The following is a 25097-nucleotide window of genomic DNA, read 5'->3' on the forward strand; positions in this document are numbered from 1 at the left end:
GCGGGTCTCCGAACCAATGCCTTTTGCGCATCGCCAACGCTTCTTTGAACGCGCGCGCCGCTCCGTCGCATGCCGCCTTCGAAGGACCATTGCACTTGAGAATGATCTCAGCCGTCCTCACAGTTAAGCCGTGCCTTTCGGCGAACTCTGCGGCGCTATAAGGATCGTCTCCAAGCGCGGATCTCGCTTTCGCCATTATGTGGCTTTCCTGAACAACTCAAGAAGTGTCGCCTCGTCGGTGCAGCCGTTGCCGAAGAGCGAAATGAGCGTCGCTGCCAGCCCATCTACTTCCGGGGATGATGGATCGAGCTTTCGCTCGCTGCAAACCTGATCGAAGACCCGCTGACAAATTGCGAGATCGTTCGGATAGAAACCATGGCCCGAAGGGCGCCCCAGCATCTGACTCACTCCCTCCCAAAGGAGCCGCGAGTTAGAAACAAATTCAACTACCGCTCGTAACGGGAGTCAATGACACCGGAAGGAGTGTCAAAAACATACAATCTGAGCATCTCGTCAGTTGTCTTTTCGGGGAGCTTAGTATACCAGTAGTTACCGTCACCAAAGGGGGCGGTGTCCCTATGGTTGACGAAAATGAGCATGATAAGGCTACGGCGGTCGGTGCGGTCGTGAAGCACCTAATGCAACAAACCGGCATTTCCGAACCACAAGCCAAAGACCTTGTAAACCTGATAGGAAACAATTGGTCATCGCTTCTACGTGAAGCCCGCTTTCTGCGTGGAACCCGCTAATCGCGCGTAAGCCGTTCGACTGTCTCAATGATCGCCTTTGCAAGTGCCTCGCCCTCATGCATCGGCAACGGGCCATAGAGCAGGTTGACCGCCTCCTCGCTAGGCAGAACGCCGGCGGGGCAGGTCAGCTCAATCGCCATGCGAACGAGCTGCAGGCCAGTTCTTTCCCCATATTTGTAGTTCTCATCCATCGGCAGGATACTGGCGCTGGGCTGGCGATCGTCAAGACGGCGCCATTTCGACTGGATGTTCGAGCTGCCCGAAACCACAGGACCTAAGTCTGACCGCGTTGGGTAATGGTCCTGCGCACAATAGCGCCTGGAACTTGCACGGCGGGTTGAAGTTGATAACGTCGTCATGCGTATCCTAGTCCCTTCATGCGCTGATAGGGTCCCCTCCCACTGCTCGCACAGTGGCGAGCGGACCCTCGATCGCGCCCGCCCCCAGGAAGCCGCCAAGACCCTGCGACCCCGAACGAAATAAGAACAAAAAAGGTCAAGAGCGCCTTGACCGGAGAGGAATTTGTTCCTTATTTCTGTTTCAATCTGAAGCGGGAAGGAATGGTCGCGAAGTGCCAAAAGCGCTGGTCGGCGAGGCTATGGCAAAAACAGCGGAGGACAATTTCCGGATCGAGGTTTGAGACCGCGAGGAGAAGGCGCTCGTTGAGACGATAAGTCGATCGCCGGATTCGAGCGTCAGCCAGGCCGCCTGGCAGGCAGCTATCAGGCGCCGGCCGGGGATGCTGCTGATCCACTACAAAAGCCGGCATGTGATGGAGAAGATCGTTACACCGGGCGAGCCCACGGTACCGCCGCATACCATCGTTGCGGGCAGCGTGCACGCTGGCCTCGACGTATCGCTCGGCGATCTGCGCGAATGGCACACGCTGCGCGCCTGGTGCAAAAACTTTTCACATCATGCCGAGGTGAAGGCCGCTGGCCTGGTCCGGCGCTATGGCAAAGATGCGCTGTTCAGCACGGTCGAAAGGGCCCTGTTCTGTACGAGCTGTGACAGAGGCGGCCCGGTCAGGTTGGAGATCCACAAGCTGCCGAGGAACTGAAGCGCTCGCCTAGCGGGGAAGGTGGCCGGCGCCGCTTGGGGGGCGTTGGGGTAGTTTGCCTGAATAGGCGCCGGCCGGGCGGGTTGGGGTCCGCCGCGGTGGATAGTACCGAACTTGGTGATTCAGATAATTCCGCGATCACGGAAGACGGCCTACGCGCACCCGTCGGTTTCGCTTTCCTCGTCAACCGTCTTCACTGTGTTAAGGCCCGCTATTCCAAACATTACTTGATCAGTGAGGAAGCGCTCGTCTGGCTGGGAGAACGGACGGCACTGCACAAGTGCGCTGAACAGATCTGCCGTGGAGCATCTGGCGCGCATGAAGGAAGCCGCAGGTGCCTAGCACGCGAGGGGGAAGTCGCGCGGTCGTCTATGATCTTAACTGCGCAACGACCGCGCCGCGGGGCGCCCGGGTTGCGAGTTTGCCGGAGCTTTCGCAACGAGCAGTATACCAGTTGCTGCTTCTGACCTGCGAAGGGATCGCCGCATCGTGGGCTCGGAGGGAGAAAGCAAACGAACTTGGAACTGGGCTGCCTGAGTGTAACGATTAAGTATCGATAAGAGGTCATTATCGATAGTGAAAAGCACGTTGGAGAAAATCCCCTACAAGTCAACTTAAATGCCGGTTAGCTTGACTAGCTCGAATCAGCTAGTCCGAAAACAATGGCTTATGCGATTCGAGACTTGCCCCTGGAGACCCTGTTGGAGCCCGTTGCACGCACTACCGCGGCTTTGGCGCGGCTCGACGAGCGGCTGGCCCGCTCACCGGTCCGCGACGGCTTTGTCGAGCGCCAGCATTTTGCCGACGCGGCCTCTGCCCTTTGGCTGGAGGGCGAGCTCGTCCATCTCGAGGACTTGGTCCTGCACGACGCCCATATGGACATCCGCCACCGACCCACGAGCTCACCCGCGCACATGCGGTGCTGCGGACACGCCGGCGCATTTTTGCGCAGAAGCCGGACTGGGCGCTCAGCCGCGACGGTTTTTTGGCGCTGGCCGGCCGCGGCGGCGCGACGCCGGCATCGGGGCCAAGAAGCCGGGAAGGGGAGGTCGCCGGCCCCGTTAAAGCCGACGGTCAGGATGATGGAGAGGATGATCTTCTAGCCGAGGAATTCGCCGAGATCGATGCTGTCCTAGCGCGCTCGTCGAAGATTCTGAGCGACGCCGACGTGCCTGGTCGAAAGGAGGAAACGTCACGACGTGACCGGCCGGAGCCGCAAAACGGCCTGATCTACGATCTCGACTGGAATGAGGAAGAACGGCTGGCCGAATGGCAGGACGTGATCGCCAGGACGCGCGATCTGCCGGTCGTCCTGCGCGGCGCGGTCCTGCTCGAAGCCTGGTCGGACATCGAGGTGCTGCAGCATGTCGCCTGGCTCGGGCCACTGCTGGTTGCCGCGCTGCTGCGGCAGGAAGGTCTTGCCGCCAACCATCTCGCCTGCCTGCATCTCGGTGCCAAAAACATTCCACGGGAGCGGCGGCGGGCGCGCAATCGGTCCGACCGGTTGCTGGCCTGCCTAGATGCCCTCCATGACGCCGCGCTGGCCGGGCTGAAGGAACGCGACCGGCTGGTGCTGGCCAAAAGCCAGATGGAGCGAAAACTCCGCGACCGCCGCGCCAGTTCCAAACTGTCCGACGTGGTTGGACTCGTGCTGTCGCGGCCACTCGTCTCAACCGGCATGATGGAGCGGCTAAAAGTGACAAAACAGGGGCTCAATCTGGTCGGCGAGCTAGGGCTGCGTGAGATGACGGGGAGGGGAAGGTTTCGGGCATGGGGAATCGTTTAGTCCGCAGCCATTCGCTACTAACTTTACGAAATTATCTAACTTGACGAACTTGCGCGCTGTAACCATATTGACAGCAGGAGGTTCTCATCATGGCCGCGCCAAAACGCAGCAATCATAGCGGGACCGCATCGCATGCGGGAGTCGCCGCCCTGAGTTTCACGACAAAGCTGCCGGCACAGGCGGCCTTCAAGAAGGTAGTGCTCGAACGCTATCAGGAAGCGATCGCACGCAGCCGCAAGATCGGCCACCGCGTATCGTTTCGGGTAGAGGTCGATGCGGCGGCTGATGCGCAGACGATCACGCCGGTCGAAGAGCAACCGATCGCTTCAGACGACATCTTTCCCGTCGAGGACACGGGCATGCCCGACGCCGATCTCGAGGCGGCTCTTGCCGGAGCGCGCGCGCGTGGCCGCAAGCGTGTCGCCGAAATTGTCGCCGGCGAGGACATGCTGAGCGCGGATGCCTTTGCCAAGCTGCTCGGCACGTCGCGGGTGACGGTCAACGCCAGGCGGCAAAGCGGTCAAGTGCTCGGGATCGATGGCGCCAAACGCGGTTTCCGCTTTCCTGTCTGGCAACTCGACGAGGACGGTCGTCCCTTCGGCGCATTGCCGGCGCTGCATGCCATGTTTGGCAACAGTGCCTGGGCCGTCTATCGGTTTCTGGTGTCGCGCCATGGCGCCCTCGATGGGCGGACGGGCCTTCGAGCCCTTCAACAAGGCGATGACGCCTCGGTTTTAGCCGCGGCAGAAGGCATGGCCAGGGGCGATTTCGACTGAATGCCCGGCGTTCCACCTCCACCCGATTTCGCGCGCGCAAAGCTCGAAATCGAGACCATACCGCGGGGTCGGACGTTCGGTCGGATCTACTGGAGCACCTATCCTGATCCATTGGGTTGCGGGAAGTCGCCGAGCCGGTTCAGCGATCCTCGACGCCGTCTTGACGCCAACCGGTTTGGCGTTCTTTACCTCGGTGACTCCCTGAAGGTGTGCTTCCTAGAGACCGTGCTCCGCGACCGCCGCGAAGGAATCCTTGACGATCTTCCAATAGAGGAGGTGGAGCTGACCCGACGGCGCTATGCGGAGATCGCGACCACGACAGACCTACGCCTGGTCGGTCTCGGAGGCGACAATGCCGTTCGGATGGGTGTGCCGACCGATGTCGTCCGGGCACAGCGCCAGAACCTGGCACGCCGGTGGTCACTGGCGTTTCACCAGCACCCATCCGAGCCCGACGGGATCATTTATCCCTCGCGCCTCAATGAGGCGACCAATCTTGCCATTTACGATCGCGCGGTGCCGAAGCTTCAGGCGAAGCGTGTTACGAACCTTCTCGGCGCGCGAGGGCTGGCTCAGGTTCTGCAGGATTTCAGGGTGGGGTTGGTGTGAACGACCGGTGTGAGGCCGACGAACGAACCCCGCTGCGCGGGATGGGCGCGTGGGGATGAGGTAGAGATCACGAACCGGACGTCGCACTCGGATTGAGGGTGGTTCGGCAGCGGCAGAGCATCACGGGCTTCTTCAACAAGGAGCCTGACCATGCCCTATCCTGTTCTTGATGCACCGATCAGTCCACTTCGTCAGCGGCTGATCGACGACATGAACATGCGGCGTTTCTCCCGCGAGACGCAGCGCAACTATCTCCGCGACATCGGACGCCTGGCGACGTTCCTCGGGCGTTCACCAGATACAGCGACCACCGACGACCTGCGCCGGTTCCCGATCGAGCAGCAGGACGACGGTGTTCCCGTGCCGACGATGAACAGCATCGTGTCGGCGCTGCGCTTCTTCTTCACGCATACGGTCGATCGTCCCGATCTGGCGCGCAAGCTCGTTCGTCTGGCGCATCCGCGCAAGCTGCCGGTGGTGCTCAGCCGCGACGAGGTCGCCCGGTTGCTCAATGCCACCACCTGCCTCAAGCACCAGGCCGCGCTGTCGGTCGCTTATGGCGCGGGCCTGCGCGTGGCGGAGGTGTCGACGCTGAAGGTCGCCGACGTCGATAGCGAACGCATGCTGCTACGTGTCGAGCGCGGCAAGGGCGGGCGGTACCGGAACGCCATGCTGTCGCAAGATCTGCTCTTGTTGCTGCGCCAGTGGTGGAAGGTCGGACGCCAGCAGGGGGTGATGCACCGCGACGGCTGGTTGTTTCCGGGGCAGCATGCGATGAAGCCCATCAGCACCCGCCAGCTCTATCGCGTGGTCGTCGAGGCAGCGCAGGCGGCCGACATCGCCAAGCGGGTCGGGCCGCACACGCTGCGCCACAGCTTCGCCACCCACCTGCTGGAGGACGGCACCGACATCCGGATCATCCAGGTCCTGCTCGGGCACGCCAAGCTAAATAGCACCGCCTTCTACACCAAGGTTGCAACCCGCACGGTGCGCGCCGTCACGAGCCCGCTCGACAAGCTTGGCCTCTTCAAGCCGGAAGAGATCTCACCCGACGGCTGAGCGTGCGCGCCTCGATCGAGGTTGCCGACATCTTCCGCACTGCCGGGCCGGCCTACCGGGCCGCCCATGCAGGGCATCTGACACTGCAGCAACTCAAGGTCATGTCGGCGATCGAGCACTGCCGCACCGCAGCCCTTGGCGGTCACGTGGAGGCCTGCGAGGACTGCGGCGAGTTGCGCATCGCCTACAACTCCTGCCGCAACCGGCACTGTCCGAAGTGCCAGGGCGCCACGGCGCGGACATGGCTTGCCGAGCGCGAGGCCGACCTGCTGCCGGTCGGATACTTCCACGTTGTCTTCACGCTGCCCGCCGAGGTCGCCGACATCGCGTTCCAGAACAAGGCGGTGGTCTACGACCTGCTGTTCCGTGCGGCCTCGGAGACGATGCTGACGATCGCGGCGGATCCGAAGCATCTCGGCGCGCGCATCGGCATCACCGCCGTGCTCCACACATGGGGCTCGGCGATGACACACCATCCGCACGTGCACATGATCGTGCCGGGCGGTGGCATCGCGCCGGACCGAAGCCGGTGGATATCGTCGCGTCCGGCCTTCCTACTGCCGGTGCGCGTGCTCGGCAAGCTGTTCCGCCGCCTGTTCCTCTCCCGGTTGGTCACGCTGCACGACGCTGGCCAGCTCGCCTTCTTCGGCGCAATTGCTCATTTCGCGGAACAGCGGGCATTCCTGCGCCACCTGTCGCCGGTCCGGAAGAAGCGCTGGGTGGTCTACGCCAAGGCGCCCTTCGCCGGCCCGGAAGCGGTGCTCGCCTACCTGTCGCGCTACACCCACCGGGTCGCGATCTCGAACAGCCGCCTCATCCGCCTCGACGAGAGCGGCGTCACCTTCCGTTACAAGGACTATCGTCGCGAAGGCGCCGACCGGCAGCAGCTCATGACGCTTGGCCCCGACGAGTTCATCCGCCGCTTCCTGCTCCACGTGTTGCCAAAGGGATTCCACCGCATCCGGCATTGCGGCCTGCTTGCCGGCTCTGCTCGCAAGGCCAGCCTCGCGCTTGCGCGTGAACTTCTGAACGTCGCCGCACCGTCCGACGATGACACCACGGACGAACCGGACAACTTCCGCCCGCCATGCCCCTGCTGTGGCGGCCGCATGATCGTGATCGAGGTGTTCGAGCGATGGAGCCAGCCGCGCGGACCGCCACACGGTTCCCCGTCGACCGGGAGCAGCACGCCATGACCCGGCATGGAATGGTTCAGCCTTCAGCTGCAGGCACTCAGCCTCCGGCAACGGATCGACGCACGTCTATGGTGATCATCGACACCGACAGGGCCGCGCCCAGCCGCCCACCGTCCCGACAACACCGCGCGGAGGCGCAACGAAGCGGTCTGTCCGCAGTCACCCCAGAGCTTCCCGACGGCGGTCGCGCCATCGCCGACATCTGCCGAAATCCGAAATCCCCATAGCCATCGCCTGTGGCCCGCGGGTTCCTTCCTCGGGGACTTTCGTACGCCTGCCGGCGCCCGAAACTCTTCACGACAGCGGACTGACAGCTTCCGTAGTCCGAAGAACGACAAGCGGACGTTCAGCCGGTGGACCAAGCTCTGGAACTGACCCCGATACAGACTTTTGCGTCGATCAGTCGGTCCGGCCGCGCGGTAAACTCGAAGTGGCTATTCACAACCGCGCAAACAGTCTCCCTGACAGCGACGTGCTGGTGGGACGTTTGGCGTAGTAAGTTTTGCGCTCGCAACCTACGCAAATTGGGCGTACGTTGGCATATCGTCGGTTGCTAATTCATGACCCGGCGACTGAGAGCGCAAGACTCCCGCAGCGGACTGGGCGCGCTAGAATCCACGACTACTCGTCGCGCCCACGAGACCATCTGCCTCTGCCGAAACCTCTTTCGTTCGGTTCGGGGCCGAAATTGCCTTGCAGTTCGGAGAGGGAGCGTTCCGATGCAGATCATGCAAACTCGCCGCCGATTCCTGGCCGGCGCTGCAATGGCAGGGGCTGCCGGTATCGTCGGCTTTCCGCAGCCACTCCATGCGGAACCGCCGCTCGAAACGACCACTGTTCGTCTGCCGCATTGGGTTGGCGGTTCCTACTGCTGGGCAGGTGCGTACATCGCCGGGGAACTGATGCGTGCGGATGGCTTCACAGACGTTCGCTACGTACGAGGCGATAAGAGCGTCGACCAATCGGAGTGGATCGCACGCGGCGAGACGGATTTCTCGGTCAACTTTTCGCCGAAACAAATCGCGTCGATCGATGCCGGCGTGCCGATCAAGGTGCTAACCGGGTTGCACTCGGGATGCCTCGAACTGATCGCCAACGAGAGCATCCGCAGCGTCACGGATCTGCGGGGCAAGAGGGTGGGCGTTGATGGTCTCAACAACTCGCGACACGTGTGGCTGTCCCTCATGTCCGCTTATGTCGGGCTCGATCCCGTGAACGATATCCAATGGGTTCTGACTGAAGACGCCACCCCGACGGAGCTCTTCGTCCAAGGAAAGATCGACGCATTCCTCGGGACGCCGCCCCAGCCGCAGGAGCTGCGTGCCAAGAAGATCGGCCACACGATCCTCAACAACACCGTCGACCGCCCATGGTCACAGTATTTCTGCTGCATGATCTCCGCGACGACGGACTACGTGAACAGGTATCCGGTGGCGACCAAGCGGGTCTTGCGATCCATCCTCAAGGCCGCCGACCTCTGCGTGTCGGCTCCGGAAATGGCGGCGCAGCAGATGGTCGATCGCGATTTCGTCCCGTCGTATGACTACGCGCTGCAAACGCTGCAGGAGATCCGGTACGACCGCTGGCGGGAATTCGATCCTGAAGACTCCCTGCGTTTCTATGCCCTGCGCATGCAGGAACTGGGCATGATCAAGTCGAGTCCCCAGAAGGTCATCGCCGACGGAACGGACTGGCGCTTCCTTGAAGAGTTGAAGCGCGAGCTTAAGACGTGAGCGACCGTGCATCGCCGCTCAAGACAAGAGGTAGGACTAAGGCTGGCGGTGGCATCCATTCCGGATGCCGCTGCCGCCTGGACCAAGAAGGGCTGGCGCCTCTCAAAGAGAACTGAGGGCTTGATTTGCCTTCAACCGGAGGAGATTCCTATGCAGAACCGCCGCCGTTTCCTGGCTGGCCTGACGGCTGCGGGCGCCGCCAGCCTCGTCGGCGCTCCCACTCGAGCTCATGCCGAGCCACCGCCGGAGATCACGCGCATTCGCTTGGCGAAGATCCCTAGCATCTGCGTGGCGCCACAGTATGTTGCGGAGGAACTTCTGCGTGCGGAAGGCTTCACCGAGGTTGACTATGTGGTCACAGGCCCCGGTGCGGCCACGGCCTCCGCGGTGGCGAATGGCGAGATCGACTTTAGCCTCAACTTCGTGACAAATTCGATCGTCGCCTTGGACTCCGGTGCGCGGCTCACTCTGCTCGGCGGCGTCCATCCCGGTTGCTTCGAGTTGTTTGCCAAGCGCGGGATCGACAGCGTCGTCGATCTGAAAGGCCGAAACGTCGGCGTCCAGGGGCTCGGTTCGGGGCCGCATCTGTTCCTCGCCAGCATCGCGGCCTATGTCGGGCTCGATCCGGCGCGCGACATCAACTGGGTGGTGGACCCGGCGGTCAAGCCCAAGGAGCTGTTCGCGCGGGGCGACATCGATGCGTTCCTGGGCTTTCCGCCGGACCCGCAGGAATTGCGGCGCAGCAAGGTCGGGCACGTGATCGTCAACAGCACAGTGGACCGACCTTGGTCGCAATATTTTTGCTGCATTCTGTCCGGCAACAGCGATTTCGTGGCCGCGCATCCGGTTGCTACCAAGCGGGTGCTGCGCGCCATCCTCAAGGCTGCGGACCTATGCACCGCCGCGCCAGCCTTGGTTGCCGAGCGCTTGGTCGCGGGTGGGTTCGCCAGCCACTACGATGATGCGTTCGCAGCGATCGGCGGGTTGCCTTACCGGGAATGGCGGGACTACGATTCCACTGACAGCGTCCGCTTCTATGCGCTGCGGCTGAAGGAAATCGGTTTGATCGGCTCCACACCCGAGAGGATTATCGCGGAAGGTACGGACTGGCGCTTCCTCGACGAACTTAAGCGCGAGCTGAAGACATGACTGGCCGGCTGGCATGCGCGTTGGCACTGGCACTTCTTGCTCCTTGGCCGGCATCTGCGCATGACGCGCCACACGACCTGCGCCTGCCGACGATCGGAGCGGCGCCGGACTTTACGCTGACATCGCAGGATGGCCGACCTGTGTCGCTTCGCGATCTTCGCGGCAAGGTTGTCGCCATTGCATTTATCTATACGTACTGTGCCGACGTCTGCCCGATGTTGACCGCTAATATGGCCAGCGTGCAGGAGAAGCTGGGCTCTACGTTCGGGTCGAAGATCAACTTCATTTCGATCACGGTCGACCCGGAGCGGGATACGCCCGACGTGTTGAAGGAATATGCGCAGAATTTTGGCGCCGATCTGAGAGGCTGGTCGTTTCTTACCGGTGATCCGGCGATTGTTCGTGAGGTCGGATGGAAATACGGCGTCATCGCGAAGAAAACGGCGGATGGTGACGTCGACCATACCTTGCTGACGTCGCTCATAGACCCCAAGGGCATGTTGCGCGTACAGTATCTTGGCGTCCGGTTCGACTTGGAGGAGTTCCGGGGTGACCTTCTCAGCCTCTTGGACGAATCCAAGTAACATAACGAACTCGCTAGTCGGCTGGGTTGCCCGGCTGCCGGCGCGCGTCCAGACCAAGCTCTTGATCGCGTTCCTGTCGATCGTCGGCCTGTTGATCGTGCTCGGGGCCGTCGGGTTGCAGGTGCTGAGTGGGGTCAATGATCAAACAAACGAGCTGATCAAGCTGCAGCGCAGGATCGCGGCCTATCGCCAGGTGCAGCACGATACGACCACCCAGCTCTACGGCATCTCCACAGCCCTGTTGCTTCAGGACGACCGGATGCTGGATGGGGCGCTGCGCCAGCTCAACCAGTTTGGCTACGACCTCGACCGCATGGAGTTCGTCGCTGAAACTGAGGCGGAGGTGCTGGGCCAGGTCCGACAGGAGTACGAACGGCTTGCGGCCGGCGTGACGCATGTCGCGGAGCTCTTCCGCGCCGGTCGCACGGATGAGGCGCGCAAGGTTCAGCTGGATGAGATCATGCCGTCGGCCGACCGCCTCGAGCGGCTGACGAACCAGCTGGTCAACATGGCCGAAGCCGACATGGTGGCGGCCATCGAAACGAGCGAGGGGGCGTACGGCACTTCTCGACTGATCGTGGTCGCTTTCGCTGTGGGCAGCATCCTGCTCGCTCTTGCGCTTGGCTACATCATCTCCTGGTCGTTGATCGAACCGGTCAAGAAGATCGAGACGCGTCTCAGTCAGATAGCGGCCGGCGACTTCGCCCAACAGGTTGCCGTTGCAAATCGCGACGAACTTGGAGTGCTCGCCGCTAACGTCAACCAGACCTCCGACCAGCTGGGGCGCCTGTATCAGGAGATTGAGACGCGCACGCAGCAGCTCGACGAGGCCCTTCAGCAGCAGACAGCCACTGCAGACGTTCTGAAGGTCATCAGCCGCTCTACCTTCGATCTGCAGGTCGTGCTCGATACGTTGGTGGAATCGGCTGTCAGGCTCTGCCGTGCCGACAAGGGCGGTATCGTGCAGTTGCTGGATGGCGTATTCCGCTATGTCTCGACGCATGGCTACCCGCCACGCTTCCGCGCTTATGTCGACGCCAATCCACTCCCAGCGCTTGCCGCAGGCCGGGGCTCCGCCGTAGGGCGCGTAATCGAAGAACGGCGCATCGTGCAAATCGAAGACGTGACCGCTGATCCGGACTACCGCGTTGCCCTGATCGCTGAGGCAGGCGGATTCCGCACCGTCCTCGCTGCCCCGCTGTTGCGGGAAGGTGATCTCGTTGGCGTATTCGTCATGACGAGGGTTGAGCCGCAATCTTTCAATCCCAAGGAGATCGCGCTCGTCGAGACATTCGCCGACCAGGCGGTGATCGCCATCGAGAATGCGCGGCTCTTCGAAGCGGTGCAGTCACGGACACGCGAGCTTGCCGCGTCTGTTGGTGAGCTCGAGGCGCTTGGTCAGGTGAGCAAGGCGGTCAATTCGACGCTGGATCTCGACAGGGTGCTGAAAACGATCGTCGCCAAAGCGGTCCAGTTGTCGGAGACGGACGCTGGCACCATCTACGTGTTCAACAGCACGCGGCAGCAATTCCGTCCGCGCGCAAACTTCGGTATGAGCGATGAGCTTATAGCCGCAGTCTCACACCAGACGATCGGGCTGGCCGATATGGGGATCGGCGACGCACCCGGCCGCTGCATGCCGGTGCAGTTTCCCGACCTCAGCGAGGAGACCTCATCCTTGCTTGTAAGAAAGACCGTCGTCCAAGCCGGATATCGCAGTATCCTGATCGTTCCGTTGCTGAGGCCCAACAAGATCGTCGGTGCCCTGGTCGTCAGGCGCCAAAAGCCAGGTATCTTCCATGAGCAAGTTGTCCACCTGCTGGAGACCTTCGCAGCCCAATCGGTGCTCGCGATCCAGAATGCCAAGCTGTTCCGCGAAATCGAGGAGAAAGGCCGGGAGCTGGAGGCAGCTAGCCGCCACAAGTCGCAGTTCCTCGCGAATATGAGCCACGAGCTCAGGACACCGCTCAATTCAGTCTTGGGCTTCACAGAACTGCTGGTCGACGGCATCTACGGCGAACTCCCGGACAAGGCGAAGACGACCGTCGCGCGCGTGCAGGCAAACGGCCGTCACCTCCTCGGGCTCATCAACGACGTACTCGACCTTTCCAAGATCGAAGCCGGCCAGCTCACGCTGGCGATCGAGGACTACTCCGTCGCGCAGATTGTTCGATTGACCGTTACGGCTGTCGAGCCGCTGGCACGAGCGAAGGGTCTTGAGCTTTCAACAACTGTTGCCGAGAACCTTCCAATCGGCCGCGGGGACGAACGCCGTTTGATGCAGGTCCTTCTCAATCTCGCAGGCAATGCGGTCAAGTTCACCGAGACGGGCGCGGTCGACATTCTTGCCAATGCAGTCGACGGGCATTTCGAGATCACCGTCCGAGACACTGGTCCCGGCATCGCGTCCAAGGACCAGGCTCTCATCTTCGAAGAATTCCAGCAGGTCGACAGCAGCAGCACCAGGCAGAAGGGTGGCACGGGGCTGGGCCTGGCGATCTCGAAGCGCATCGTCGAAATGCATGGCGGAACCATCAACGTCGAGTCCATGATCGGGTCAGGGTCGACATTCCGTCTTAAGGTACCAATCCGGGTGAATGAGGACGTGAGGGCCGCATGAGCAAACGAATCCTGATGGTGGAAGACACCGAGGACAACCGCCAGATCATCCGCGATCTCATCGCCACCACCGAATACGAATTGATCGAGGCGGCGGACGGTGCCGCCGGCGTCGCCGCTGCCGCCGCCGAGAAGCCAGACCTGATCCTCATGGACATTCAGCTGCCGGTAATCGACGGGTATGAAGCGGCCCGCCGTATAAAGGCCGATCCGGCGCTGCGGCACATCCCGATTATCGCTGTCACGTCCTATGCGTTGTCGGGCGACGAGGCGAAGACCCTTGCTGCAGGGTGCGATGGCTACATTGCCAAGCCATTCAGTCCGCGCCAGCTGCTCGCCGAGGTTCGTCAATTCCTTTCCTGAGGGGAGACAGTGCCTTGCACGATCCGCCTCGCATTCTCGCGGTCGACGATACCCCGGAGAATCTTGAGATTCTGCGCATGCGTCTCGAGGCGAACGGCTACGAAGTGGCAACCGCTGCCGATGGTGAAGAGGGGATTGCGAAGGCCCGCGAACTCACGCCGGATCTGATCCTGCTCGACATCATGATGCCGAAGCTCGACGGCATCGCCGTGGTGCGCTTGCTCAAGCAAGACGACTCGCTGCGATCGATCCCCGTCATTCTTGTTACAGCGAAAGCCGACACGCGCGACGTGGTCGAGGGATTGGATGCCGGCGGCGACGACTATCTGACAAAGCCCTTCGAGCACCAAGCGCTGCTGGCGCGGGTGCGCTCGATGCTGCGCCAGAAGGCGCTTCACGACACCGTCGCGAGCCAGGCCCAGCTACTACAGGATCAGGCCGCGCAGCTTTCCGACTGGAACCGCTCGCTCGAGCAAACCGTGGCTGAGCAGGTGACGGAGCTCGAGCGAATGGCGCGGCTCAGGCGGTTCCTGCCCGAACAGGTCGCCGACCTCATCGTTGCGGCGGGCGATGGAGATGCGCTCTTGCAGAGTCATCGTCGCGAGGTAACCGTTGTCTTTTGCGATTTGCGCGGCTTTACAGCTTTCGCAGAGACCGCCGAACCCGAAGAAGTCATGACAGTTCTTGCCGAGTATCATTCCTGTCTTGGTGAGCAAATCGTCCGCTACGAGGGAACTCTTGAGCGGTTCGTGGGCGACGGCATCGTCGTGGTTTTCAACGATCCGCTGCCATGCGCCGACCACAGCGAGAGAGCCGTCTCAATGGCTGCTGCGATGCGCGACGCGATTGACGAGCATTCAGAGCGATGGCGCAAGCGCGACCACTTGCTCGGCTTCGGGATCGGCATTGCCAGGGGCCACGCAACCATCGGGCGCATCGGTTTTGATCAGCGCTCGGACTATGCCGTCATCGGCACTGTGTCGAATCATGCCGCCCGATTGTGCGAGGAGGCCAAATCTCGCCAGATTCTCGTCAGCCAACGGGTCGTCGGCGCTGTCGAGGCGCTGGTCGAATCCGTTCTCGTTGGCGATCTGACGCTGAAAGGTTTTCGCCGCCCGATGCCGGCCTATGAAATCGTGCGGTTGATCGGTCGGCCAAGCTAGCGTTGGACGCACGCTGGGCTCTTTCGCACGATACGGCCCCTCCGCCCCTCCAACCGTCGGCCCAAAGCATCACAGCCATCGACCGATCTCGAAATCGCTTCAATGGGAGCCGGGCGTTCTGCCATTCTCTGGCACAAACGAGCCTACTCGCCTGTTCACTCGGATGTCTGCTTTCGGGATGCGGCTATGGCCTGCTCAACGACCGACATCAGGCGCAAAGCGGACTATTTCGCCGAACCATGATTCCCTTCGCATAAGCCACCGAAATGGATGGCCAGGCTAGCAAGAGATACTTCTCCTAACCTATCAAGCAGCATTCTTTCCGCGCGTTCCATCGCCTCCGAGAGTGCCGCATTGACGGCCCGCTCTACTGCGCAGACCGGATTCGGATTGTCGATCCCGATCACAAATAGGTTCGGACCGCCGACCGCTTTTTGGATGTCGAGAAGAGTGGTCTTTTCGAGATCACAGGCGATGGTCCAGCCGCCGCCTGGCCCCGTGACCGACGTAACATATCCGGCATCGCGGAGGCCCGCCATGGTCCGGCGGACCACGACAGGGTTTGTCTTGAGCATCTCGCCGATCTGCTCGGACGTGAACGGCTTGGCCTGCCGGGCCATGTGAAGCACTACATGCAGCATTCGTGAAAGACGGCTGTCGTTTCGCATGACTATGCGGCCCGCCGAGCAGCTATATGCTGCTCGAGCAAGTATAGCGTCACGACCGGACCGACATTCGTACCCGCAGCCGACGCGTGGGCGAGATGTGCCAACGGATCACTGGCGTTGCCGATGGCGAATACGCCCGGCCGACTGGTCCTGCCGTGTTTGTCGGTTTTGGCAAGCCCGATCTCGTCGACCTCGCAAAGTGATGCTGCCAAGTCAGATGCCGCCGTCATAGGTGCGGCGATCCATGCCGCATCGCATTCGACTTCTGCTCCGCCCGCCGTTTCAATGGCCACTAGCCTGACCGCGCGATGGAGCAGCCCGGTCACCGTTCCGGGTACGACCTTGATGTCCAGAAGCCGGAGCCGTTCGCTGTCAGTTTCGTTGAACACGTGATCCGTGACCACTGTCACATCTTGGGACCACATCCAAACCCAGGAGGCCATTTGCGCGAGCCGTTCGGGCAACCCGAATACCACAAAGCGCTTCCCCCGCACTTCGTGCCCATCGAAACAGGGGCAAACGCGAACATCGCGGCCCCATGCTTCCGGAAGTCCCGATAATGGCCGAAGGACATCTTTCAGTCCCGTGGCCAGCACGACCGTTCTGGCGGTAATTGCCCCGTCCCCGTATTCAATGTCAAACACGCCGTCGGACCTCGGAACGACAGAACACACTGATGCCTGCCTGATTTCGACGCCGTACTGCAGGACCTCATTGCGCGCTCGCTTCAGGTATTCATCCGTCGACCGACCGTCGAATCCCAGATGCTCTCGAATTTCTTCCACCGCGTGGATGCGAGATTTGCCGCCGTCGAAGACAGCGGTCGATCGTCCCGCCCGCCCCAGGAACAGAGCGGCACTGAGACCTGCGGCTCCCGCACCAACGACGACGGCGTCAATAGTTGGTTCCATAAAGTCACCTGCCAATCGGGCCAGTGGCGGCCCGTCCCGCGGTGCAATATAGCGATCTTGATTTCTCGATACAACAAATGTTACGAATTATGTTGCGACGCAGGCTTAATCGCGGTGCCGTACTCAACCTTGCGGGCGGGAGAATATCTCACTTCCCAAGCCCCGAAACGATGCCCTTATGTCAGCGGCCAAAAGCTCGGGCTGCTCCAAGGCTGCGAAATGCCCACCCTTCGGCATTTCAGTCCAACGGCGAACGTTGAAACTGCGCTCGACCCAGGACCGGGGCGGTGTCGGCAACTCCTTCGGGAATTGCGCGAAGCACATCGGTACGGATATCGACGTGACTTCAGGATATGCAAAAGGCTGGAGCCTGTTCTCCTTGTACATTCGTAGCGACGACGCAATCGTGTTTCCGAACCAATAAATCGACACGTTGGTCAGCAGGGTTTCCGCCGATATTACCTTTGTAAGATCGCCGCCGGAGTCCGACCAGCTCGCGAATTTCTCGGTCATCCATGCCAACAGACCGATCGGGCTGTCTGACAGTGCATAGGCCAGGGTTTGAGGCTTCGTGGACTGGAGAAGAGAGTAAGCCCCTTCTTCGGCCGCGAACTTCGCCGCTCTGTCGAGGAAAGCTTGCTCCTCGAGGCTGACGGCCGCGTAGTCGTTTCCAAGGGGAGGCCGGAAGCTGCCGGGAATATAGTTGAGGTGCATGCCGACGACGGACTCGGGATATTTGGCACCCAGCCATGAAGATACGCCTGCGCCGATATCGCCGCCTTGGGCGAGGTATCTGGGATAGCCCAGTCGGTGCATGAGCGTATTCCAGATATCTGCGGTACGTCGCGCACCAAACCCCTGTTCCTGCGGAGCCGACGAGAATCCGTAGCCGGGCAACGAAGGAATGACGACATCGAACGCGTCATCCGGATTGCCGCCATGAGCGCCTGGATCGGTCAGAAGCGGGATGATTGATACGAACTCGAGGAACGAGCCAGGCCAACCATGGGTCAACAGGAGTGGCCTGGAATTGGAACCGACACCCTTCTTGTGAATGAAATGAATGTCGAGGCCACCGATGTTCGTCGTGAAGTGAGGCAGTTCATTCAGCAGCGCCTCCACCGCCCGCCAATCGAAATCGTTGCGCCAAATCCGTGCGAGCTCTTGGACCAGCGGCAAGCTCGTCCCGTCTTCATCATCGGGTTGAAATATCCCTTCGGGCAAACGGGTGTTTCGAAGTCGCTGCGTCAGGTCCTCGATCTGCGCATCAGGGATGTCGATGGTGAACGATTGCATTCTGCGACCTCGGTTGATTGGAGAGGATCAGCGATGGGTACGAACATGATCAATCAACACTCTGAGCTTCAGAGGTTGGCGGTCCCGCTTCGGATAGTACAGGTAAAAGCCATCGAACGGTGGGCAGAAGTCTTCCAGCAACGGCACGAGCTTGCCATTTGTCAGGTATGGCTGGAACGCTCGACCATGCCGAAGGTGATGCCCGCTCCCGCGCAGGCCGTCCGGATCATCAAACCCAGATCGTTGGTCGACAATGCGGGGTCGACCGCGACATCGAAGTCGCGGCCGTTCTCGGTGAATTCCCCGCGGTAAGGAGCGGCATCCGGCCTCGGCCGCCAACCAATGCAGACATGGCCTGTTAAGTCCTGTGAATGCAGGGGAGCGGCTCGCGTGGCCAGATATTTTGGCGAAGCGACCGCGCAATGCCGCTGGGCGGACGACACGGGCACCGCCAGCATGTCCTTTTCCAGGACTTCTCCAAGCCGGACCCCGGCATCGAAGCGGGCCTCGACGATATCGAACTCTGCGTCCGTCATCGTGATGTCGAGATGCAGATCGGGATAGGCTTCCATGAAGCTCGCCAGCAGCGGGCCTGATATGAACCGTTCTGCGATCGTCGGCACCGCATCTTCAGTAGGCCAGACGGCCGGGTCTGCACCTCCCGAACGAGCTGGATCGCTTCCTGCACTTGCCTGGCCGAGCCGCTGACCATCTCGGTGGCCGAATGGCGGTATGCTGACCACTCAGCTCTATTTCCCCGATCATCCGCGTAACAGGAGCGATCGCCTGTTCGATCCCCGGCTCGTCCTGCATATGGGGAGCGATCGCGGCCTCCGTATCGGGCGCTTCGACTTCGTCGTATAGGGATGGACCGAACGGCGTCGCGCGGCGCAATGTCGCGCGTTCTTATTTGGCGGATACGGGACGGTAGTCGCATTCTCTGAGGTCGGCGAGAAGACTCGGACCGGTCGGCTGCCAGCCGAGATGCTCACATGTCCATGTGCTGGACGCCGGCATATCGAGCCCGGCGAACATCGCCAGCCAGCCGAAGTGGTCCGTCGCCGCCTCCTGCGGCAGCGACACGACCGGCCCACCGAGTCCTGCGCCGATAACTTCGGCAATTTCACGCATCGGCACACCTTCCTCGGCAACCGCGTGATAGCGCGCGCCAGCTTCGTGTTTCTCCAATGCCAGGCGATAGAGGCGGGCCACGTCACTGATGTGCGCTGCCGGCCAGCGGTTAGCGCCAACGCCATCGACGACATCCGCGGAGAACTGCGCGGCCGACCCTATGACCTGGTCGCGGTCGCCGGCGGTTTTCGGCATCTGACGCGGCCGGCCTATGCCGACGCCATCCGCACCGCTGTCGGCGCCAGCGAGCGCACGATAGACCTCTCGCAGTCGGAGGTGCTCGTCCTGATGACGATCGCTTACTTCCAGCCGATCACGCGGGCGGAGCTGTCCTCCTTCCTTGGCAAGGAAATCAGCCGCGACCTGATCGGCTACCTGCGCGGTGCCGGCGTGATCGCCTCCGGGCCGCGCAGCCCGACGCCAGGTGCGCCCTACACCTATGTCACCACCAAGGCGTTCCTGCTGCAGTTCGGGTTCGACACACTGCGCGATCTTCCCGACATCGAAGCGCTCGAGGACGCAGGTCTGCTCTCGAAAGAAAAGCTGCTGGCGGGCGACATCATGCCGGCCTTCTCCAGCGACGCGGAAGAGGATGTTGGCCAGACCAGTGATGGATGGGGAAGATTCCTGAACATAATCAGATAGTTACGATATGTTGTGTGCAAAAATCGCACAAGAAAGTTCTGCTTCCCTTCTTTTTTCGTTCCCACGACGGAGCCGCCGACAGCCCTTTTCGGATGCTCTTGTGCCGACGATATCGACCGCTCCAATGCGGATGTTCGCCGGGATATCCGTGAACCTTATTGTCCGCTTACAGCGCCCAGTTTGCTTGGCGTTCTTGGAAGCTTTTCGAACTTTCTGGCTTGCGCGCGCAATTCGGAAGCGGTCCAATGGCGGATTGCACGGTTCGCGGCATCGGTGCACTCCGACACGCGAGAGTAGGCCTCGGAGAGGCGTTCTGAATCAGGTCAAAATGACCCGATTGGTGCGGCATGCCTATATAGGTTTGACGCCAGCGTCGGCAATTTCGTCCTTGAAGGTAACTTTCGTGCCCTTTTGCACCATCGAGGCGAGGTCTTCGGCATCCCAGTTCGTCAGCCTGATGCAGCCATGCGAGAAGGTCTTCCCGATCTTGCCGGGTTCGGGCGTGCCGTGAATGCCGTAGCTTTCGATAGAGAGATCGATCCATATCGACCCCACCGGATTGTTCGGGCCCGCAGCGATGGTGAAGGGTTGCTTGGTTTTGACGCCCTTGAAAGCGAAGTGGGGATCGTAGTGATAGGTCGGATTGTGCACCACGCGTTTGACCTCTGCCTGGCCACTCGGCGCCGGCTTTTCATCGCTGCCGATCGAGGCGGGGTAGACTGCAAGTACGTTACCGGAAGGATCAAGCGCGCGTAGCACGCGAGCCTCCTTGTCGACCTCAACCTCGGCAATGGCGGGAGGATCGCCCCGACCAATATCAGGGACCCACAACTTCGTGCCGGCCTTTCTCAAGCCGATGCCAGGATTGAGCCTTTGCAACAGGGGCTCGCTGATATGGAAGCGCTCCGCCAGCTTCTCGGCCGCATTGTGATAGTCGAGCCTCGACAGGCGGGCCATCCGCTCCAGGCGAGCCGGAATTCGCTTGGTAAAAGGTCCGCGCACATCCTTGCGCGTCAGCTCATAGGCGATCAGGACCGGGCTCGCAGAGGTAGCCAACAGCTTGTCCCAGGTCTCCCGGGTGAGCTGGCCATCGGACTGGAATCCGTTCGCCGTCTGGAAGGCGCTGACCGCCTTGGTGAAGCTCTCACCAAGGTGGCCGTCGATCAGGCCCGGCGAGAAGCGCGCGCGGTCCAAAAGAATTTGTGCCTTCAGAACGGCCGGGTTGAAACCCTTTGGGGTGTAGGATGCGAATTTCGCCTGGTTGACGGCAGCCAGGTCCAGCTTAGCCGCTTCCGCCCCGCCACAAGCGAGGAGGAACGCTGCGGCGACAACAAGGAGCCTGATCATTGATTTCACTCCGGATGGGAACCTGCCTCTATGACGCGACACGGCCTATTTGGTTCCGTTATCTCGGCCCAAGGCATTGTGATTCAACGCTTTAGCACAAGCTTGATCTGGTCAGGGTCCTCACATCCCAATCGGATAGACCGGTCGAGCCCTCCGAACAGCGCCGCAACGACACACCAACATTGGATCTGGCGGAACTTTTGTGAAGGTGAGCCCTTCCTCTTGCGAACCGTGGAGGAGACCAAAATGGCAAATCTGGGAAATTGGCGATCGCGATGCTTGGCGTCCTGGCATACCAAAATCGCGACAAGATCGGCGACATGATCCGTGAAGCGGGAAATCGTAATCCCAACGACCCCCAAGGCGGGATTCTGGATCAGATATCGAAAGGGGTGTCCGGTACGGCCCTTGGCGACATCCTCGAACGATTCAGAGGGGCAGGGGCAGGATCGAAGGTCGACTCTTGGGTTGGCACCGGGCCGAACCAACCGATCCAGCCAAGCGACGTGGAAGCAGCTATAGACGAAGACACACTCACCTCGCTTTCGATGCAAACGGGTCTTTCGCGCGATGACCTCATCCACAGGATCACGCAAGATCTGCCCGAGGCGGTCAACCAGATGACGCCAAATGGTGAATTGCCAGCTGAGCCAACGCAAGGCTCGAATGAGACGACGCTGCTCGACGACGTGCCGCCACGTAGGCCGCAAGCCAAGAATTCAGCTGGCGAAAGCGACGTCTAGAGTGACAGATCTAGACCGGGGAGGTCTGGCAAATCGCACTCGCCGGGCAGCTGGGATGCGCGGGCAGGGCCATATGGACCCCGAGGCAGAAAAAGCAATCGCCGAGCTCGATCTATTGGCCGCTTTACTTGATTCCCGCTGGCGCATTCCCGGAACGTCAGTTCGTTATGGACTGGATGCCCTGGTGGGTCTGGTGCGCATACTCGGGGACGTGGCGACGGGCTTGGTCTCGGCCTATATCGTCTTGCGAGCCCGAAACTGCGGGGCTGGAAATGGCTTAGTCGGCCGCATGTTAGGCAACGTGCTGCTTGATACGGCGGTAGGAAGCGTTCCTATTCTCGGGTCGATCTTCGACGTCTATTTTAAGGCGAACAATCGCAACATAAGGCTGCTCCGCCGTTACCTCCAGAGGTAAAGGCCGAAGGCCTGAATGCGGTGGCACGCAACTGCCGTAAGGATCAACTGTGCGTCAAGCGCTCCTGCTGGTCGCGTGGAGGATAGAACTTCTCACCTGCAATGTCTCCCCGGTTGCCAGGTTCGAAGCATCCCTTCGCTCAGCTTAGCGACGATCCGATTACGAGTTGGGCAAGCCAGGCAGCATCTGCCTCAGCACGCGATCGTGTAGGAAGACATGGTGAAAGATAGCCGCGGCGGCGTGCAGGCCCGCGAGCCACATGAGGACATCGCCGAGCGTGCCATGGATCTCGGCAAGGGATGCGCCGGGGCCCCAGGCGCCAAAGAATGGGCGAAGGGCGCCGAGGCCGTATACCGTGACCGGATGGCCGCCAAACCATGCGCCGAGCATCGCCGACGCAGGGACCACGAACAGCAGCGCGTACAGCGCCCAATGCGTTATCTTCCCCGCGACATCCATCCAGAGAGGCATGGGCGGTGACTCTGGAATACGGTCGAAAAAACGCCACGCCAGGCGTATGACCAGCAACACGAAAACGGTGAAACCGAGCGATTCATGAAGCTGCAGGGTGGCAGCGTTGGCTTGCGCATAGACGCGCGTTAGAGGACCCCCTTGCGAGACCAAGAAGGCGACGAGTACGAGCAGCGCGGTAAGCCAGTGAAATGCCTGGGCGAGGCTGCCGTAGCGAATTCTTGTACCAGATAGCGACACGAAAGGGCTCCGAAAGTGTATCGGAGACTATTTTCTCCGAACCTGGCGTTAATGTGCCGGTGCAGCAATTGTTCATCAAGCACAACGAGGTTTACGATGCGGCTGAGCCGACGGGGCGGCCCGAACGAGGAAGAGCGTGCTCAGTGATCGTCGATTGGTCACGTCGAGAGCGTTCAGCGGCGCGCGGGGCAGTGTCCAAGAAACCTGTGGCCGTCCAAGAGCGCCCCCCCGAGATGCGATCCTTTGAATGAAATGTGCGGTATGGACATTGGGCCACCTCCTGGTCGGCCTTTGTTGGGATCGCAGGCCCTTAGTTTGCTGACTCACCAGCATCTCTTGCCGCAAGCGAACCGAGCGCCGACCAGTCGAGATTGTCGCCGCCATGGGCGAGCAAGCTCAGGAAACGGTCACGCAGAAGGCTGGCGATGGGAAGCGGTACGCGCAACTCTTCAGCCGCCGCGAGCACCAGCCGGATGTCCTTCTGGCCAAGTGGTGCCGCGAACCCTGCTGGCTCGAATTTTCGATCGACGATCAGCCCGCCATAGGTCTTGTAGACAGGAGCGCCAAACAACGTCGAGGTGAGCATATCGAGATACTGGTGTCGATCGACGCCCCCCTTGCTCACCAGCGCAATCGCCTCGCCGAGGGATTCGATAACCGAAGCGATCAGGAAATTGCCGCTGAGTTTTACGAGATTGGCGGCCTTGGGCGTCTCGGAGACAACGAAAGTCCTCTGCCCAACGGCGTCGAAGAACGGAGTTGCGGTCGTGACCGCCTCCGGCTCGCCGGCGGCAAGGACAAAGAGCTTTCCATCCGCCGCAGCCTCAGGCCGACCGAACACGGGAGCAGCGACGAAGCGTTGACCGGCTGCGGCGTGATCAGCTGTGAGCCGCTCCGCCAAGGCAACACTAATCGTACTGCAGGAGACATGGATCGCGCCTTTGGCCAGGCTCGCTAGCACGCGTTGATCGCCATACACCACGCTTTCGACCGCGTGGTCGTCTGCCAGCATCGTCACGACGATCTCGCCATCGCAGGCTTCCGCAACCTCGGCGGCAGCCCGGGCGCCCATCTGGACGAGTTCCTCGTCCTTGCCGGGTGTCCGGTTGTAGACGGTAACGTCATGCCCGGCTTTCAAAAGGTTGGCTGCCATGCCAGCACCCATGCGCCCGAGTCCAATGAAACCAACATTCATAAGGGTCTCTCCTTTGTCGGTGACCGCCAGATCCAGTTCGCTCCGTCTTGGAAAAGCGTTCTGAAGCGGCTGCGGGGTGCGATCGATGCTGCCTCGGACTCTGGTCCGATGGCAGGGATCATCCCGCAGGCGCTGACGATCTTACTCGATTTTTTTGTCGCGACGGCTGTGCTTTGAGTTCTCGGGTGCCGTTTTGCTCCGGGCAAGCGGAACGACCGGCCGGTACTCCCGCACGGCGCCAGCGCCATCGTCAGACATATTTCCGCCAGTCATGCTCCTCGCGGAATCCGAGTACCTCGCGCGCCTTGCGGTTGGACAGCGGCGCTTCGAATTCGCCCATCGGGCGGGTGACCGGCACGGCAGGGCACCAGCGCCTCAAGAAGGCCTCGGTCGGCTCATTGGCGGTGATCGTGTCGTTAACGGCATTGAATACCTGAAAGCCGAGACCGTCTTTACGAACGCAAAGATCGACGATCTGACCCAAGTCGCGTGCGTCGATATAGCTCCAGGCATTGCGCTTGCGCGACAACGGATCGGCGACGAAACTCGGGAACCGGTCGTATTCATGCGGCTCGATCACGTTGCCGATGCGAAGCGCATAGATGTCTGTACCGAAGCGCATGGCGAAGGCGCGCGCCGTTTTCTCGTTCACCACCTTGGACAGGCCGTAGCTGTCCATCGGGTCGACATCGTAATCCTCCTCCAGGGGAAACTGGTGGAAGTCCTTGTCGCCTTCGGCGAAGCAGACGCCATAGGTCGTCTCACTGGACGCGATGATGATCTTGCGGATGCCGAGCTTTGTCGCCGCCTCGATGACATTGTAGGTCGAAGCGACATTGGCCTGGAAGGTGACGTTGTCGGGGCGCAGCAACAAGGCGGGGATGGCGGCAAAATGCACGACAGCATCCACCGGTGCAGGCCCCTTGCCGGTGGTGAGCCCGCTGCTGTCGAAATGCATCGACAACGCGTTGAAGGTCTGCCCGCTGTCGGTGAGATCGGTGATCAACGTCCTGACACCGGGATGGGCGAACGGTACCAGATCGAGGTTGAGCACCTCGTGGCCGCGCTCCAGCAAGTAGGGAATAGCGTGCCGGCCGGCCTTGCCGGTGCCGCCGGTAAAGATGATGCGCTTGCCTGGGGTATCGGATGCGGACATGCCGAGATTCCTTTGATGGTTATCGATGATGAA

24 protein-coding genes and 4 pseudogenes are annotated in these 25097 nt (G+C 61.1%); 17 read left to right on the forward strand and 11 right to left on the reverse strand.

The window, feature by feature from the left end; translation table 11 throughout:
- Positions 1-195 precede the first annotated feature (195 nt).
- Complete coding sequence (locus NKH37_RS23660; RefSeq protein WP_353041566.1) at positions 196-399, reverse strand: hypothetical protein; 204 nt, start codon at positions 397-399, stop codon at positions 196-198.
- 346 nt (positions 400-745) lie between these two features.
- On the reverse strand, positions 746-889 hold the full coding sequence (locus NKH37_RS23665; RefSeq protein ID WP_353041568.1) for a hypothetical protein: 144 nt from the start codon (positions 887-889) through the stop codon (positions 746-748).
- Positions 890-1488: 599 nt separating this feature from the next.
- Between NKH37_RS23665 and NKH37_RS23670 the strand changes: the two genes are divergently transcribed.
- The 13 genes and pseudogenes from NKH37_RS23670 (at position 1489) to NKH37_RS23730 (ending at position 14846) form a co-directional block, all read left to right on the forward strand.
- Positions 1489-1809 (forward strand): hypothetical protein, encoded by a 321-nt coding sequence (locus NKH37_RS23670; protein WP_353041570.1) that lies wholly within the window; start codon positions 1489-1491, stop codon positions 1807-1809.
- A gap of 200 nt (positions 1810-2009) precedes the next feature.
- Positions 2010-2151, forward strand: a pseudogene (locus tag NKH37_RS23675) (nucleotidyltransferase); the annotation flags it as partial.
- A 320-nt stretch (positions 2152-2471) separates the two neighbouring features.
- A pseudogene (locus NKH37_RS23680) lies at positions 2472-3595 on the forward strand (RHE_PE00001 family protein).
- 89 nt (positions 3596-3684) lie between these two features.
- Positions 3685-4371 (forward strand): hypothetical protein, encoded by a 687-nt coding sequence (locus tag NKH37_RS23685; RefSeq protein ID WP_023722807.1) that lies wholly within the window; start codon positions 3685-3687, stop codon positions 4369-4371.
- Complete coding sequence (locus NKH37_RS23690; RefSeq protein ID WP_353041571.1) at positions 4372-4980, forward strand: RES family NAD+ phosphorylase; 609 nt, start codon at positions 4372-4374, stop codon at positions 4978-4980. It abuts the gene before it with no gap.
- Between the two features lie 150 nt (positions 4981-5130).
- Positions 5131-6039 carry a tyrosine-type recombinase/integrase gene (locus NKH37_RS23695; protein WP_353041573.1) on the forward strand — a complete coding sequence of 303 codons (909 nt, stop codon included), beginning with the start codon at positions 5131-5133 and terminating at the stop codon, positions 6037-6039.
- Positions 6040-6041: 2 nt separating this feature from the next.
- On the forward strand, positions 6042-7235 hold the full coding sequence (locus NKH37_RS23700; RefSeq protein ID WP_353041575.1) for an IS91 family transposase: 1194 nt from the start codon (positions 6042-6044) through the stop codon (positions 7233-7235).
- Between the two features lie 719 nt (positions 7236-7954).
- Positions 7955-8968: an ABC transporter substrate-binding protein gene (locus NKH37_RS23705; RefSeq protein ID WP_353041577.1), complete on the forward strand. Its 1014-nt coding sequence runs from the start codon at positions 7955-7957 to the stop codon at positions 8966-8968.
- Between the two features lie 150 nt (positions 8969-9118).
- Positions 9119-10117, forward strand: a complete 999-nt coding sequence (locus NKH37_RS23710; RefSeq protein ID WP_353041579.1) for an ABC transporter substrate-binding protein — start codon at positions 9119-9121, stop codon at positions 10115-10117.
- Complete coding sequence (locus NKH37_RS23715; RefSeq protein WP_353041581.1) at positions 10114-10701, forward strand: SCO family protein; 588 nt, start codon at positions 10114-10116, stop codon at positions 10699-10701. The genes NKH37_RS23710 and NKH37_RS23715 overlap by 4 nt, the downstream gene beginning before the upstream one ends.
- A gap of 61 nt (positions 10702-10762) precedes the next feature.
- Positions 10763-13321 (forward strand): GAF domain-containing protein, encoded by a 2559-nt coding sequence (locus tag NKH37_RS23720; protein ID WP_353041582.1) that lies wholly within the window; start codon positions 10763-10765, stop codon positions 13319-13321.
- Positions 13318-13683 carry a response regulator gene (locus NKH37_RS23725; protein WP_353041584.1) on the forward strand — a complete coding sequence of 122 codons (366 nt, stop codon included), beginning with the start codon at positions 13318-13320 and terminating at the stop codon, positions 13681-13683. Before NKH37_RS23720 ends, NKH37_RS23725 begins: the two co-directional genes overlap by 4 nt.
- Positions 13684-13697: 14 nt before the next feature.
- Positions 13698-14846: a response regulator gene (locus NKH37_RS23730; protein WP_353041586.1), complete on the forward strand. Its 1149-nt coding sequence runs from the start codon at positions 13698-13700 to the stop codon at positions 14844-14846.
- 224 nt (positions 14847-15070) lie between these two features.
- Here the strand turns inward: NKH37_RS23730 and NKH37_RS23735 are convergent, their stop codons facing one another.
- The 5 genes and pseudogenes from NKH37_RS23735 to NKH37_RS23755 all read right to left on the reverse strand — a co-directional run.
- Positions 15071-15514: an Rrf2 family transcriptional regulator gene (locus NKH37_RS23735; RefSeq protein ID WP_353041588.1), complete on the reverse strand. Its 444-nt coding sequence runs from the start codon at positions 15512-15514 to the stop codon at positions 15071-15073.
- Between the two features lie 2 nt (positions 15515-15516).
- The gene (locus tag NKH37_RS23740; RefSeq protein WP_353041590.1) at positions 15517-16425 is read right to left on the reverse strand and encodes an NAD(P)/FAD-dependent oxidoreductase; all 909 of its coding nucleotides are present in this window, start codon (positions 16423-16425) and stop codon (positions 15517-15519) included.
- Between the two features lie 123 nt (positions 16426-16548).
- The gene (locus tag NKH37_RS23745) at positions 16549-17721 is read right to left on the reverse strand and encodes an epoxide hydrolase family protein (protein WP_353041592.1); all 1173 of its coding nucleotides are present in this window, start codon (positions 17719-17721) and stop codon (positions 16549-16551) included.
- A 27-nt stretch (positions 17722-17748) separates the two neighbouring features.
- Positions 17749-18424, reverse strand: a pseudogene (locus NKH37_RS23750) (LysR substrate-binding domain-containing protein); the annotation flags it as partial.
- A 203-nt stretch (positions 18425-18627) separates the two neighbouring features.
- A pseudogene (locus NKH37_RS23755) lies at positions 18628-18975 on the reverse strand (Rossmann-fold NAD(P)-binding domain-containing protein); the annotation flags it as partial.
- Here NKH37_RS23755 and scpB point away from each other — a divergent pair.
- Entirely contained in the window at positions 18919-19497 is a 579-nt protein-coding gene (gene scpB, locus NKH37_RS23760; protein ID WP_353041652.1) for an SMC-Scp complex subunit ScpB, read from the forward strand. The pseudogene NKH37_RS23755 and the gene scpB overlap by 57 nt on opposite strands.
- 351 nt (positions 19498-19848) lie before the next feature.
- Here the strand turns inward: scpB and NKH37_RS23765 are convergent, their stop codons facing one another.
- Positions 19849-20844: a L,D-transpeptidase family protein gene (locus NKH37_RS23765; RefSeq protein WP_353041594.1), complete on the reverse strand. Its 996-nt coding sequence runs from the start codon at positions 20842-20844 to the stop codon at positions 19849-19851.
- 263 nt (positions 20845-21107) lie between these two features.
- On the opposite strand from NKH37_RS23765, the gene NKH37_RS23770 reads away from it, so the two are divergent.
- Together NKH37_RS23770 and NKH37_RS23775 are read left to right on the forward strand one after the other, a co-directional pair.
- Positions 21108-21587: a YidB family protein gene (locus NKH37_RS23770; RefSeq protein ID WP_353041596.1), complete on the forward strand. Its 480-nt coding sequence runs from the start codon at positions 21108-21110 to the stop codon at positions 21585-21587.
- A 73-nt stretch (positions 21588-21660) separates the two neighbouring features.
- Complete coding sequence (locus NKH37_RS23775; RefSeq protein ID WP_353041598.1) at positions 21661-22002, forward strand: DUF4112 domain-containing protein; 342 nt, start codon at positions 21661-21663, stop codon at positions 22000-22002.
- 159 nt (positions 22003-22161) lie between these two features.
- Here NKH37_RS23775 and NKH37_RS23780 read toward each other — a convergent pair whose 3' ends face one another.
- Together NKH37_RS23780 and NKH37_RS23785 are read right to left on the reverse strand one after the other, a co-directional pair.
- The gene (locus NKH37_RS23780) at positions 22162-22713 is read right to left on the reverse strand and encodes a cytochrome b (RefSeq protein ID WP_353041599.1); all 552 of its coding nucleotides are present in this window, start codon (positions 22711-22713) and stop codon (positions 22162-22164) included.
- A gap of 310 nt (positions 22714-23023) precedes the next feature.
- Entirely contained in the window at positions 23024-23908 is an 885-nt protein-coding gene (locus tag NKH37_RS23785) for an NAD(P)-dependent oxidoreductase (RefSeq protein WP_353041601.1), read from the reverse strand.
- On the opposite strand from NKH37_RS23785, the gene NKH37_RS23790 reads away from it, so the two are divergent.
- On the forward strand, positions 23837-24085 hold the full coding sequence (locus NKH37_RS23790; RefSeq protein ID WP_353041660.1) for a hypothetical protein: 249 nt from the start codon (positions 23837-23839) through the stop codon (positions 24083-24085). The two genes, NKH37_RS23785 and NKH37_RS23790, sit on opposite strands and share 72 nt — an antisense overlap.
- 73 nt (positions 24086-24158) lie before the next feature.
- Here NKH37_RS23790 and NKH37_RS23795 read toward each other — a convergent pair whose 3' ends face one another.
- On the reverse strand, positions 24159-25064 hold the full coding sequence (locus tag NKH37_RS23795) for an NAD-dependent epimerase/dehydratase family protein (protein WP_353041603.1): 906 nt from the start codon (positions 25062-25064) through the stop codon (positions 24159-24161).
- Positions 25065-25097 lie beyond the last annotated feature (33 nt).

It is taken from the genome of Mesorhizobium sp. M1217, assembly GCF_040318275.1.
Classification (GTDB): domain Bacteria; phylum Pseudomonadota; class Alphaproteobacteria; order Rhizobiales; family Rhizobiaceae; genus Mesorhizobium.